Raw genomic sequence first — 13275 nt, 5'->3', positions numbered from 1 at the left:
CGTGATCGTCCGGTTCATCACTCGTGAAAAATTCCGTATAAGCCTATGGGTATCCCACCGGCTGATTCGATTGTACTATGGGCTGAAAGGGAAAAACAATAGATTTTAGAATAATACAACTATTTGTTGTGGAGTTTTTTGAGGGGGAGGGGGAGGCTGCGTTTGTGGGTTAATCAAACGTTTAATTAAGGGTGAATATCATTCCTTTTTTACGTGCTTACCTCTCAATATGTAACACTTGAATTAAGGAAAAAGAATTGGAGAGGCTCGAGAAATACCTAACTCAACTTTCCGAGTTGAAAAACACAGTGGAATCCCTGTTTCTTTGTTAGTAGGAGAGAACCCCGGGGGTGTTGCTTCTCCTGTCCGATTGAATCTCGCTCTTGTCGGTATAAGCACTCCTCCTGTCCGATTGAAGCTCGCTCCTGTCCGTATGAGCTCTCCTCTTGTCCGATGGAGGCTCGCTCCTGTCCGTATGAGCTCTCCTCTTGTCCGATTGAGACTCGCTCTTGTCCGTATGAGCTCTCCTCTTGTCCGATGGAGGCTCGCTCCTGTCCGTATGAGCTCTCCTCTTGTCCGATGGAGGCTCGCTCTTGTCCGTATGAGCTCTCCTCTTGTCCGATTGAAGCTCCTCTTGTCGGTACGAGGATCGTTCCTATCCAGAATAGCTACACCCAATTCCCTTATACCAGTGGGCCAGGCGCGCTTTTCGTGTCCGAAAGTTGAATACCTAACCTTAAACGAAAGCGAGAAGGAAGATGGCAAGAAAAGCGCCGCGCTTGAAATGCGGAAAAATACTGTAATTCCCTCTTTTGAAGAGTACAGTTCTAAACTTTCTAAATCAATGACGAAATTATGTTGTTTTAAAATATCTAATCCGAGCATTGCACTATGTTCCTTAGGCAACAACCCTACATCCACTTGGAAGTCTTTAACAATGAATGAGTCTATCTGTATTTTGTCCATGTTTTTTGTATAAAATGGAACACTGCCGCCAATCCCATATGCTTCATAAATCGTGTCACCGTTCTCCTATGTTACTCCAATTGTTTCTAAAATATCTGGTGAAATAACAGTATGAGAGGATCCGGTATCCACGACCACATTATCTATTCTTAGTGCCTCCCCACGGAATGTGACAGTTAAAGAAGTTGTGATAAGTTGCCCATCATAAAATAGATTCATTAGATCCTTCTCACTTTCATTAAAGGATCTTTACGTATATGGATTACAAAATCTGTATTCTCAGTATGGTAAACCAATGTTCCTTCTTCTGCATTGAAAAAAGCTTTATTCGCATCTTCATCTTTGATTGGTCGTATTGGAGCTACCTCATCAATTATCTTTTTGTTACCTTCATAATGGTAATTTAAAATGGAAACTAAAAGAAACTGATTAGGAAATAGTTCTCGGGCTTCTTCCCATCTCATTTTACATCCCTCCATGCCTTCATTATAAACACAAATAAAGGATGACCATATTCAAACGATTAGCTCCAAGTAACTTTTAGCTATTCAACAATCGCGCCTCGATTGGTGAACAAATATAATATTCAATGCCTTTAAATGGCCCTTATACGGCATAAGGGGCACAATGCTTTATGCTGCAATCGCGCCTCAATTCTGGAATAATCTTTTCCAATATTGGTTAGAACTCCATTAATCTTCGACTCACAAGGTGATACAAACCTGCAAAAGCAGCTGATTTTGATTGCTCCGGTGTAACCGTTACCTCCACATTGTTCGGGATAAGTTCATCTAACCTTTGGGCAATTTCGGGATACCCCCTGGATATCCCCCCACCTAATGCCAAGAGGGCATCTGAATTTATGTTTTTGATACCGATCGCTGTTGCCAATTTTTCAGCAATAAATGTGATGTTCTTATTGCTTAAATACTTCGGCAAACGCTTTGATTCTAATTCTGAATTTAGGCATCCAAAACTGCGACAACCCTCACAATAATTCTTGCCACCAATATGAAGGTGGCCCAAATCTAAGTCATAAGCTTGATTATTGAAAACCGAAGCACTACCTACTCCTGTTCCTAAAGAGATGAAATGTAAATTCATTAAGTTCGAGTTTTCTGAACGCAGAACACTTTCCCCCAAACTAGCTGCTACCACATCATTTTCTACTATTTGAATACTAGGTGCATTTAATTCTTTTCTTGGATCAGCTTTATCTGGCCAACCTAAGTTGGTTGCATAGTAGACCATATTTTCTTTTATAAGGCCCGGACATGCTAGAGCAATACACTTTTCGGCATTTAGAATGCCGGGATGAAAGCTAAAAGAATCTTTTGATTGATCATATATAATTGTTTGAGAAGATGATCCTCCCAATTCTAAAAATATCCAGTTATCTAGCACAGGTATCCCCCCTTTTTTATCGAAGTTCCTTGGGTCATGAATATTTTAGAATACTGCCATTATTAAGCAATATGGACCGTTAATTGAAGATTGTTTCTCCTCAAAATTCCCTTTGGAATAATCATATCCATGGATATGCGAGTAAAACCATGAGCCTTGTAGTATTCCTCGCGATGAGGCGGGGACTCCAAACAGATAAACGGTATTCCAACTGACTCAGATAACTGCACGCATTTGCCCATAGCTTCTTATAAAATGGATGAGCCATACTTCTTGCCTTCGTACTTAATATCTCTTCCCAAGTAATGCAACCTCACAGCAGGAAGCATTTTAACAGGAAGGTCATCATACTCTTCCCATCCTTGTTTCAGAATTTTACTTTTAGGCACTCTTATATGATCTGCGAAAAGAGTATAAAACCCAACGATGCTGTCATCCGTGGCAAAAACACGGGTTTTTGCTAAATTTTTGGAATGATAGCTAGGCTGGCTTCTTTTAGAAACTCCTTAACTACATCGTCATTGCAATCAAATTTTTTAATTAGCTCTTTGTCAATTTTCGTGATCGGGAGTATATTAGCGTCCAAATTTGAATGTTCCGTTCTTTTGCATTGCTCTAGCTTTTCTAATGCCTTTTCTTGCTCTGAACAGATCCTTAGACTGAGTTTTCCGCTTGCTCTCGGCCCAATTTAGAAACTGCTCCCGATCTGCCTCGTTTTCAAATTCAACTGAGATGGGTTTGATTTGTCTATTCGTAGTGGGAGTTGGCATGTTTTTCTTCCTCCTCGTCCTTGCTCACCCTGATCACCACCTTACTTATGAATACTATCAAGTGTGAGCATTTATTAACAATAGTATATCACGGCCTTCGGTTAAAGTACTTTCTTTATTGCCCATTCCTTCTCATTTTTCATCTAAAAAAATGACCCTCACGTTTGTTTTCCTATTAGGCAAATGGCATTTGCAGTTAGACGGACATTGACCAAACGAACAAGCCGTCCTAGAATACGAAAATGGGATCGATAAGCATTCCGTTTCGTCTGGTATCTTGAAGCAGAAGAAGCGCTGCTCGTCATGACCGACGTCAAACGTTACTTAATGGAGGCACGCGGAGCTTACTGAAATGTTCTGCACAACACGTAAAGAAATGTCGAGACTGGGTTATCTACAACTGCTTGCGGAGCGTTGCAGTTGCACGGGGGGAGAAGCGGATGGCTTGTTAATAACCGTATCCGTTTAACACATATAGCCTTTGTCACTTACTTCCTAATCGATGAGGCAGCTGAATCGATCAGCAACTGCCTCCTTTCCGTTTCCTCTGCCTAGTTCTATTTATTTAACCAATACACAAACAGAGGGAGACAGAAGAAAACGGTATACAAACGAATAAGCTGAACGGTAATGACCGTCATTTCATCCAATTGTAGAACGATAGCAGTAGAAGACATTTCTCCAGCGCCAGCCGGGATCCAGCCTAACACTGCACTAAAGACGTCGACCCGTGCCCAAAGACTGAATGCAACACCAATCAAGATGGTCATTCCAACCATACTCACCACAAGGCCAATACTTGTCCACTTGATTTCCCGTAATGTCTGCAGTGTCTCCCGATTAAAACGCAGACCTACCGAAGCACCAATCAGCATTTGTCCGATTCCAGCTAATAGGACCGGAACCTCGAACGATGCGAAGGGGGCCAGCAACACCATGATGATCGTTGAAAACAATAACGGACCCGCTGGAATTGGGAAGAGATAGTGTACCGATATCGCCGCGAATAAGATAAGAACAATGGGGAGAATCGATGCGCCCAAAGACAGTATATCCGCAATCACCCGCGTCCTCGTCCCCTGCCCTGCTCCCACCCCAACGAAAACCGGGATAAAGCCGACAAAGAGGATGACTCGGACAGAATGGAAGGCAGCCACAATACTAATATTGGCACCATCACGATCAGCAAGCCCGAGAACTTCTGAAGCTCCGCCCGGGATAAATGAATAGACGGCCGTTTTCTTGTCAATGCTTGTGCTTCTGTGAAGGATAAACGCAAGAACCAACCCACATCCGATAGTGGCGGCTATCCCAAACACAATCGCCCAACCAAAACGCATAATTGAATCCCATATTAACGGAACATCGACAGCACTGCCTAAAGAAATCCCTATCAGCCCGAGCGCTACAGGAAACACTTGCTTAGTAACCTTTGTGTTCTTAATGAAAAAGCTGCAGTACATTCCCACGCATAAAGATCCGATGAGAAATCCAGCAGGAATGTTTAGGAGATAAAAGATCGACGCCACGATAATGACGACGGGCCAGAAAGCAAGTCTTTGAATGTTATTCACTCAGGGAGCTTAGCTGGATGTATTGTTTTTCCCACTCTTTGATCCGAGCTCGATTGGTTATTCGGTTCCTCTCGTCCATCGTAATAATGTCGTTCATTTGAGATGTTGTCGACCCTTCTTCCTTAAGTTGAAGCAAGGATTCCTGCATGGCTTTAATGGTTCTCCTCTGAAGAAAGTTGGCATACAATACGATCCGAAAACCAAGCGTTGTTAATTCCGCATTGTTTAATATTGGGGTTAACCCATGCTCCACCATATTGGCGACCTGAGGAACGCCGTTCAATTCAGAAGTGATTTGCCTCATTTCTTCCTCGTTACGTGGCGCTTCTACAAACGTGATGTCAGCTCCTGCCTCTACGTAAGCATGAGCGCGCTCGATCGCCGCATCAATTCCTTCGATCGCAATCGCATCTGTCCTGGCGATAATCTTAAAGTATGGATCCTTTTTCGCATCTTTAGCTGCTTGAATTTTGAGCACCATCTCTTCTTGCGATACGATCTGTTTTCCGTCAAAATGCCCACACTTCTTCGGGGTCACTTGGTCTTCTAATTGAATGGCTGAGACTCCTGCTTTTTCAAACTCTTTCACGGTTCGAATGACATTCACCGCATTTCCGAATCCTGTGTCTGCATCAGCAATGACTGGAATGCTGACTGCATCGGTAATATAGTGCACTTGGTCTACTACTTCCTTAAAAGAAACCAACCCAACATCTGCGACGCCGAGCATTGAATTTGAAATACCGGCTCCTGTTATATAAACCGCGGGAAACCCCGCTTCCTCGATTAATCTTGCCGTGATCGCATTGGCCGCCCCGGGAGCGACGACGAATTCATCCGTCGAAAGCAGATGATGAAACCTTTCATTACGAGACATTGTGAAACACCTCTACTGGTTTTATTTGATCTATTTTTCATAACGAATGCTGTGAAGACTCTTCAATTCTCTTTTTCCTTACCCTCTTAAGAATAAATGGCGTTAATGCACCCGCTACCGTAATCATCATCATAATCAGGCTGATGGGCCGCTGGAAAAACGCCAACCAGGTTTGATCGCCGTACAGCTGGACGGATCGAAGCAATTCCTGATCCGCAATCGGCCCTAAGATTAATCCTAATACGACGGCAATGACTGGGTATTCGTTTCTTCTCAAATACCATCCAATCAACCCAAAAATAAAGACGATCGAAGCATCAAAGAGTAAATTCCGTTCGGAAAATGCACCAATCAACGCAAAAATGGTGACCACAGGAATCAAAACTCTTGTCGGAACTTGAACCACTCTGCTTGCCAGTAAACAGAAAGCAGCGCCGACAATAAACAGGACAATCATGGATACAAACTCAGCCATAATGACCCCATAGAGGACAGAGGTATGGTCAATAAATAACCTTGGCCCCGGCACCCAGCCCTGCATGACAATGGCTCCTAAAAGCATAGCTGCAGATGCACTTCCAGGGATACCCAGCACCAACATCGTTGCCAGCGCCCCCCTTCTGAAGCATTATTCGCGGACTCTGCGGCGATTACGCCTTCCTCATTCCCTTTTCCGAAACGTTCTTTATCTTTGGAAGCGCGCTTCGCTTCGTTATAACTGAGCAGACTGGCAACGGTTGAGCCTGCCGCTGGAAGCGCACCAATGAATACACCAATCCCGCTGGAGCGTACAATATTGAATGGAGATTTAAGCGCCCGCTTGATCCCATCCAACAATTCAGTACCATTGTTTCTCTTCACTTGCTGAGTGGCTACGTACTTCTTGTCCACTAAGAAGAAAAGTTCGGATATGGCAAACAACCCAATCAAGGCAGGAATAAGAGGGATCCCGTCCAATAAATTCACTTCACCGAACGTCCCTCGTACCGCCCCTGTGCTGGACATGCCAATTGTTCCTAATAGGATCCCAAACAAACCGGCATAGAGAGTTTTTACGAAACTTCCGCCTTTTAACGCTGCGATAATGGTTAAACCAAAGACAGCAATCATAAACAGTTCAATCGGACCAAACATTAAAGCAAAACTAGCCAGCGGTTCAATGATAATGAAAAGCACAAATATTCCTAGAAACCCACCGATGGAAGAGGAAGCAATTGCGATTCCCAAAGCTCTTCCAGATAACCCCTTTTGTGTCATTGGGTACCCATCGATCGTCGTGGCCACTGCAGCCGGTGAACCTGGTGTATTAAGCAATACCGCCGTGATCGCTCCTCCAAATAAGCCCCCAGTATAAATCGAAAGCAAAAAGACGAGCGCAGGCAGCGGATCCATCATAAACGTGAGTGGCAGCATGACTGCGATTCCAAGAGAACCTGTAAACCCTGGGATGGACCCAAGCACGACCCCAAGAATCATTCCAAGAAAAATGAGCAGGAAGTTTTCCCATTCCAAGAGCATCATCGTGCCTTCCAACACTGAATGCCAATCGATCATTCCTACCACCTCCTACGAAGGCCAGACAGGGAATGGGATACCCAGCGCCTCCACAAAGATAAAATAAATAATCAACACAACGGTTATGGGAACAGTCGTGAGCACTTTGAAAGATTTCGTCCCAAGCACCCGCATCATTACAGACAGAAAAGCCAAAGTGACAATGACGAAACCGAGGGGTTCGACTAATACTAAGTACAACGCAATTCCAACCATATAGTAAAACACTTTCTTTGTAAGCCTTGCATCACCCTCGCTTTTTGTGATCGCTTCAGCATCCTCGAGCGTCATTTTTTCTTGATTGATGTCTGTAGTGGCGCTTACATCCCCAAGCGTTTCATTTTTTTGTTTCCATTGTTTGCATTCCTGTACTATCACCAACAGGTAAAGAAAAAGCACCACCCAAAAAATTGGATTGATTAACAATTGATCCTGTGAAGAAAGTGCCTTCACTTCAATAAAGTAAGTAATGCTAAAACATAAAATCAAAGTAGGAAGAATCAAGCGATGAGCCAGTTCCCATTTTCCATGAGCCATCATGACTTGTTACACCTCGCTTTCAATTGCCAAGAAGAGAGAACGCTTTATCTTCTTGGCCGCCTGCCTAGTTTTCATCGCTCATAAGTTCAGATTCATATTGAAGGACTAACTCGTGCAACTCCAGATTCATCGCATCACTTTCTTCCGGTCCAATGAAACTACTGACGACGTCCGCCCCTTGATCGTCTAGATGCGACTGGTACGCTTCACTTTCAAACATACGTTCATAAGCTTCAGCGAAATAATCAAAAAGCTCAGGGTTGGTTTCTTTCATGGAAGAATGGGCCGCAATGAACCTGGCAGACCCGATATCAGGAATTTCCACTCCACGGTCATCCAATAATCCGTTTAAAGATTCCGTTCCTTCATAAATATTCAAAATTTCTTCATCCTCAGATGCAACCGCCAGCACTCGTGCCTGATCGCCGATCGCCAAGTCGCCATTTGCGTTCCCGATCATAAAATCGGCGTGCTGTCCTAAAAGTGCGTTTCGCATTTCGCCGCCCCCATCATAAAAGACAGGGCTTAATTCAATATCTAGTACATCTTCCAAGAGCACCCCTGTAAGATGTAGCGCCCCTCCATAGATCGTCGTATAGCTGATCTCCCCCGGATTGTTCTCAATGTCTTCAATGAGATCATCCAAGGTCTCGTGAGGAGAGTCTTCGTGAACAGTAATCGTAATCGGATCAAACTGTTCATAATTAACCATCGCAAAATCATCAATGCTAAAGTCCGCTCCTTGAAGAGCGATGTTGGCACTCAAGTATAATTGCGTTCCTACAAAAAAGACAGATCCATCATCAGGGGAATTTATAAATTGAGAAGCACCAATTTGCGCAGATGCCCCAGGGTGGTTCTCTATCCTTACATCAACACCTAATTCGTCTTCAAGATAGGGAGCCATGCCCCTGGCCATCACGTCCACACTTCCGCCTGCATCAAAAGGGATAATCAACGTAATTTCGTCATGTGGCCATTCTGTCATCTCCCCGTTCTCTCCAACTGCTTCTTCCTGGCTGTCACTTCCACACGCCGTCAACACTACAACAGACGACACAACCAAAGGAACCGATAACCGTTTGAACACTTTATACATTCTCAACCTCCCCTTTCACGTATTGATCACTAAGAATGTTTGATGTCTGCTAGCTGCGATATGTTCCTACATCATTTGCTCTGCCTTTGCCGCCTCCTCACATTCGATTGCTTTTACGACTTTCAGATGTTCGTCAAAAGCTAGAACAATTGAGGATGAAATGCACGTCCCCCATACCGGTGCGCAACTTGTAACAGGCTACGCCCCCCTGTCTTTGCTTAAAGCTCTCTTTTCTGTGGAAAGGGTTTCAAAAATAGGCCTATTTCTTTATTTCGGTAACTCCCCCTTTTTCACAAATTTAGTACGCTTATGCGTCCAACTTCAAATCACATTATAACGTACGTTTATAGGTACAGCAAGTACTTTTTACGAAAAGATGTGAAAACAATGAAAAGAGTTGAAGTAGCACTGAACGACCTTCTTCATAAACACGACTTAACCGTTCATGGACTTCATTTAAAGACTGGCATTCGACGTGCGGCGTTGAGTGAGCTGGCAAGTGGCAAACGAGAGAGAATTCAGTTTGAACACATTGAAAAGATTGCAGATGCCCTAGAAATTGAAGATATGAATGAGATTTTGAAGTTTGTGGAGAGCGAGGCAGAATCAGAGAAATGAAGGTATTGAGTACTACTGCTTGGAGTCTCGAATTATCCGCGAATCGGGGTTAAAGCACGTGCCGGTTCTCTTTACGAGGTGTTGAATGACTAGCTCTTAGCGTGGATGATCTTGTTCGTTGGGCCACTGATATTATTGATAACCAATTAGAGGGTTAAACATTTCGATAAGATAAACAGCCATTGGAACGGCACCGTTCCAATGGCTGTTTATTATTTTGTGCTTTGCCGTCATTACTAGCTCGCACGTCCAGAGCGAGCATAAGAATTACTGGTTTCTACATTGAACGCCATTCTTTGGACGAAGCGGAGCTAATCCACGAAAACCTTCCTCACGCATATTCAAACGTAAAATTGGATGATGCTGAATTAGTGCAATATAATAGGCTAATAGACCGCCTTGAATTCTATAACTCTACCGAAAGTTCTCCTCTATAAACTGTTCCTCCTCTTCCTCCGTAAGCAACCTTGTAGCCTCTCCGACTGTTCCTCCTTCCCAACCCCAAACGGTATTATGAACTTCTACGGCATTGGAAAAGTCCCCCTCAAGCCAAGGTTCGATTAGCTCTTTTAGCTCTTCTGCTTTCGGATGGCTGATATCTTTAATCTTGTCGTAAACCTCTTCTATCCTCTCGGGCGTGGCCTCTAAATTCGTCCACTTTTCGTCTGCCTCCACTTTTTGATGGGACATATAGTGAACATCGGAAATCGCTCTAGAGACGGTTGTATTAGGACTTTCATAGTCATCATCTTCTGATGCCTCACTGGCTGTGACAACTATTGATTCCTCGGTTGCAGGGGCTGCTTCTTCCTCTTCTCCGGTTGAGGAAGATTCTGCTTCAACGAGCTTGAACCAATAAACGCCGAATACGATGCCTCCTGCAACGAGTACTAACGAGAAAATAGAAGTCGCTATTGTTTTGTTCCTCATTTGTAATCTCCCCCTAATATGTAGTCTCTATTCCCGTCCAGTCTATCGTTAGGAAGACTATTTTACCACCCCTTTGAATCAATCCATTTCATCACTTTATCTAGGAATACGAACAGCTCTTTTGTTTCACATTCTTCGACTGTAGCAGAAAAAAAGGAAATCCCATCTTATCTATGAGAAGTCACTTCATTGGGTATATCTGGACACCTAATGCTCAGTATTTCTAATAACTCGGGTCCATTTGTCCAATTAGGGTTTTCTTTCATCGTTCCCAGATGGTAACATGAGAGCTCGATATTCCATGAAGGTTCATGGCTTCGGCGCTCAGCACTCGGAAGCTAGCATCCGCATGTTCGCGGGACGCTATCATGTCGTCCACGAACTCGTGCTCTTCCGGTGTAAGACTGTTATAGGACGGCCCCTTTGCGCTTTTTATAGGGACGACGCGAATGGAGGGCTTAGGGCTTTCAAGTCGTTCTCATAACGTCCTTGGCCGCCTTGAGGTTGTTCTTTTACTTCAGCCCATGCCCCGCCCAATGGTCCACAATTGTTCTTTTCCATATCATGTGATCATTACAAGCCAAAACATCTTTATCTTATATAAGTGTTCACTCTTATTTAGCGGAAGTTGTCTACTTTAGTATATTATCACCCCTTTGCCTTGTTTTTTTCTGCAACACCCAAAAAGAGAGCTACCTCGTAAGGTAGCCCTTTTTTAGGTGTTATCTATTTTTTCCTGTGTCTCTACTACTAGGTGGTCTTCCTGCGGGTTTTGCTTGAGTAGCAGGTGGCTTGACCCCCTTTTCGATATTTCCGGGCTGAACTGGAACTACTTTTTTAAAGTTTTCTCCCAATAGAATACACTCCCTTTTAGTTACATTATTTTTTGAGTTCAATTTCCGTTCGATGTCTTTGTGCTACTAGGTGGTCTTCCTGCCGGCTTAGGAACCGATGATGGAGGCTTCACACCGTTTTGTTGCTTAGTCGGTGGTTTCAGCACAGCTTTTTCCACTCTCTTCCCTGTCAGTTTCTTCACCCCCTCCATATATTTCGACGGCGAAATCTTCAGTAGCGTTAAAATTAAAATACATACTATCTAAGTGATAGAGCAATTCACCATTACCTTCTGGATACACATCCACGTCACTCAAATATAACTCTCTTATGTTTTCTTTTTCTGAATAAACCGCCACTTTCCCTTTGTATATTAAATCACCTCTCCGAATGTTTATCCATTGAACGTCATTAGAAGCCATAATATACTCCCATACATCTGAATCTCCATGGCTAGTTGATAGTCTTATTGCATTTACTGCCTTATAGACTAGTCCCCGAGATATTACAAAAACCAAAAACAGAGCTAAGGATATTCCAACTAATGTCGAAAGGAATACTTCCCAAACCTGAATTTCTTGACCACTGTTTAAGAGTGTTTCTAAAAAAGTCCCATCCAAACTTATTATGAAATTACAATAATTGGATATAAATGAATAGCCATGCAAAATGCCATATGAAAAAATACCAATTAGATAAGCATGTATAACAAAATTAAATACTTGTCTTTTCCTATGAGTGGTTAAAATATCAATTATAACTGCACCAATTATTCCCGGTAAGAACAGAAATATTATCCTTACTGACAAATCCGTAATGTCTATACCAATCACCCCGGGGTTATATACTACACACATTAACAACGTTCGACATAAAACTCTAAAATCCTTTTAAGCTGTCCATCCCCGCTCATACATTGACTAATGGCCCCTTAGTACGAGTCATCCTCTTGAAGTCCTACTAACCCTCTAAGCCAACAGTAGCGGATGAAAGATAAGGAACACGTCCTTTTCCACCTGTTGGATACGAATTAACCCTCCCTATTTCTACTACTGATGAGTATTCACTTTCCTAATAGTCTGGTTGAAGTTTTCTGATCCTCTCTTTCTATTACAACCTTCTTAGGGTTTATTGATTATCAAGGTTTTCAGTTTCATTTCCAAGATCAAACTTGATATCGTCTAATTTTTCCTTAACCTTGTCTTGTATTTCTGCCCCAATTGACGAAATAAAATTAAGCTTCATTTGTTCGTTCCAGCTACCTACATCAAGATGATGCTTGTACGCCTTAAGTATTGTTGGATATATTACCTTATAGAAGTATATCAGTAGACAGCCTTTCTTCTTGTCACGCTGGTAGAGAAAAAAATTCCCAGTATGCGAGTCCACATCAAATTTATAAGAACCATTAAGATTTATTTCTACAGTTAGATTTATGTTATCTACACTTAACTCTGGCGTTAAAGACTTTAATTTTTCTGTATTGAATAAGAATGCCAGTGTAGCAAGAATCTTTGTAATACGTAATCCCCTCCCCCAAGTATCATTTGCTTCGTCATCTGTACCGCCTCTATAAGCGGTCAATGCATTAACGTAAGCACTAGTTCCTTTAAATAACTCCTCAGTTTCAAAATTCATATATCTGTTAAAAAGCCAGTAAAAAATATCCTCTGAAACATCTAAACTATTTTCAGTAATTTCCTTTTTTCCACTAAAATTATTAGCTGATCTAAGGGCGGTTTTAGTATTAGCAGTTAATCCCTTAAAAGCAATAAAGAAAACTTGCCCAGTAGAATTTTCGCACACTAAAAATTCTAAGTCTGATTGTTTTATTCGCCTATTAACGTCTTTGTTATTACTCTCTGTACTGACCACCCTTTCCCAACTATGTAATACTTTAGAAAAGCGAAATGATTCATCGTCACTTATTTCAAGCTTATATTCATCACTATTATCGACCTCAATTAGAAATTGCAAATCTCTTTCTGAATCAACGGTGTCGTAATTTACAGGTTTCCAACCTTCGTAATCAATCATATTTTGTATAGTTTCGTCATAGCTCTTTTTTGTGTTTAGATTCCAAAAAGAAAATGTTTCCATAACCCCCAT

Annotated in this window: 10 protein-coding genes and 1 pseudogene; 1 reads left to right on the top strand and 10 read right to left on the bottom strand. The window is 42.4% G+C overall.

Going from position 1 to position 13275, the window contains the following annotated elements; genetic code table 11:
• Positions 1-1184: 1184 nt before the first annotated feature.
• The 7 genes and pseudogenes from AVZ68_RS09330 to AVZ68_RS09295 form a co-directional block, all read right to left on the bottom strand.
• Positions 1185-1430: a hypothetical protein gene (locus AVZ68_RS09330; RefSeq protein ID WP_059104279.1), complete on the bottom strand. Its 246-nt coding sequence runs from the start codon at positions 1428-1430 to the stop codon at positions 1185-1187.
• 217 nt (positions 1431-1647) lie between these two features.
• Complete coding sequence (locus AVZ68_RS09325; RefSeq protein WP_059104278.1) at positions 1648-2370, bottom strand: ROK family protein; 723 nt, start codon at positions 2368-2370, stop codon at positions 1648-1650.
• A 1327-nt stretch (positions 2371-3697) separates the two neighbouring features.
• Entirely contained in the window at positions 3698-4714 is a 1017-nt protein-coding gene (locus AVZ68_RS09315; protein WP_059104276.1) for an AbrB family transcriptional regulator, read from the bottom strand.
• A complete protein-coding gene (locus tag AVZ68_RS09310) occupies positions 4707-5591 on the bottom strand; it encodes an isocitrate lyase/PEP mutase family protein (protein WP_059104275.1) in 885 nt (294 codons plus the stop codon). The genes AVZ68_RS09315 and AVZ68_RS09310 overlap by 8 nt, the downstream gene beginning before the upstream one ends.
• A gap of 37 nt (positions 5592-5628) precedes the next feature.
• Positions 5629-7067: pseudogene (locus AVZ68_RS20700) on the bottom strand (tripartite tricarboxylate transporter permease).
• A 90-nt stretch (positions 7068-7157) separates the two neighbouring features.
• The gene (locus AVZ68_RS09300) at positions 7158-7685 is read right to left on the bottom strand and encodes a tripartite tricarboxylate transporter TctB family protein (protein ID WP_059104274.1); all 528 of its coding nucleotides are present in this window, start codon (positions 7683-7685) and stop codon (positions 7158-7160) included.
• 64 nt (positions 7686-7749) lie between these two features.
• Positions 7750-8784 (bottom strand): tripartite tricarboxylate transporter substrate binding protein, encoded by a 1035-nt coding sequence (locus AVZ68_RS09295; protein ID WP_059104273.1) that lies wholly within the window; start codon positions 8782-8784, stop codon positions 7750-7752.
• A gap of 387 nt (positions 8785-9171) precedes the next feature.
• Here AVZ68_RS09295 and AVZ68_RS09290 point away from each other — a divergent pair, with 387 nt between their 5' ends.
• Positions 9172-9402, top strand: coding sequence for a helix-turn-helix domain-containing protein (locus AVZ68_RS09290; protein ID WP_059104272.1), 231 nt, complete (start codon positions 9172-9174; stop codon positions 9400-9402).
• A 414-nt stretch (positions 9403-9816) separates the two neighbouring features.
• Here the strand turns inward: AVZ68_RS09290 and AVZ68_RS09285 are convergent, their stop codons facing one another.
• The 3 genes from AVZ68_RS09285 to AVZ68_RS09275 all read right to left on the bottom strand — a co-directional run bounded on the left by AVZ68_RS09285 (position 9817) and on the right by AVZ68_RS09275 (position 13275).
• Positions 9817-10332 carry a DUF6241 domain-containing protein gene (locus AVZ68_RS09285; RefSeq protein WP_059104271.1) on the bottom strand — a complete coding sequence of 172 codons (516 nt, stop codon included), beginning with the start codon at positions 10330-10332 and terminating at the stop codon, positions 9817-9819.
• 980 nt (positions 10333-11312) lie between these two features.
• A complete protein-coding gene (locus tag AVZ68_RS09280) occupies positions 11313-11999 on the bottom strand; it encodes a hypothetical protein (RefSeq protein ID WP_157404621.1) in 687 nt (228 codons plus the stop codon).
• A gap of 295 nt (positions 12000-12294) precedes the next feature.
• Positions 12295-13275 (bottom strand): hypothetical protein, encoded by a 981-nt coding sequence (locus AVZ68_RS09275; RefSeq protein ID WP_059104269.1) that lies wholly within the window; start codon positions 13273-13275, stop codon positions 12295-12297.

Origin of the sequence: Shouchella shacheensis, from assembly GCF_001484965.1 — a bacterium.
Taxonomy (GTDB): Bacteria; Bacillota; Bacilli; order Bacillales; family Bacillaceae_D; genus Shouchella; species Shouchella shacheensis.
This window is presented reverse-complemented; position numbering and strand designations above follow the sequence as displayed.

What these genes read in the sequence shown, in the direction of transcription:
- AVZ68_RS09330 (WP_059104279.1), bottom strand. Translation starts at nt 1,430, where the DNA reads ATGAGATGGGAAGAAGCCCGAGAACTATTTCCTAATCAGTTTCTTTTA.
- AVZ68_RS09310 (WP_059104275.1), bottom strand. Translation starts at nt 5,591, where the DNA reads ATGTCTCGTAATGAAAGGTTTCATCATCTGCTTTCGACGGATGAATTC.
- AVZ68_RS09300 (WP_059104274.1), bottom strand. Translation starts at nt 7,685, where the DNA reads ATGATGGCTCATGGAAAATGGGAACTGGCTCATCGCTTGATTCTTCCT.
- AVZ68_RS09295 (WP_059104273.1), bottom strand. Translation starts at nt 8,784, where the DNA reads ATGTATAAAGTGTTCAAACGGTTATCGGTTCCTTTGGTTGTGTCGTCT.
- AVZ68_RS09290 (WP_059104272.1), top strand. Translation starts at nt 9,172, where the DNA reads ATGAAAAGAGTTGAAGTAGCACTGAACGACCTTCTTCATAAACACGAC.
- AVZ68_RS09285 (WP_059104271.1), bottom strand. Translation starts at nt 10,332, where the DNA reads ATGAGGAACAAAACAATAGCGACTTCTATTTTCTCGTTAGTACTCGTT.
- AVZ68_RS09275 (WP_059104269.1), bottom strand. Translation starts at nt 13,275, where the DNA reads ATGGGGGTTATGGAAACATTTTCTTTTTGGAATCTAAACACAAAAAAG.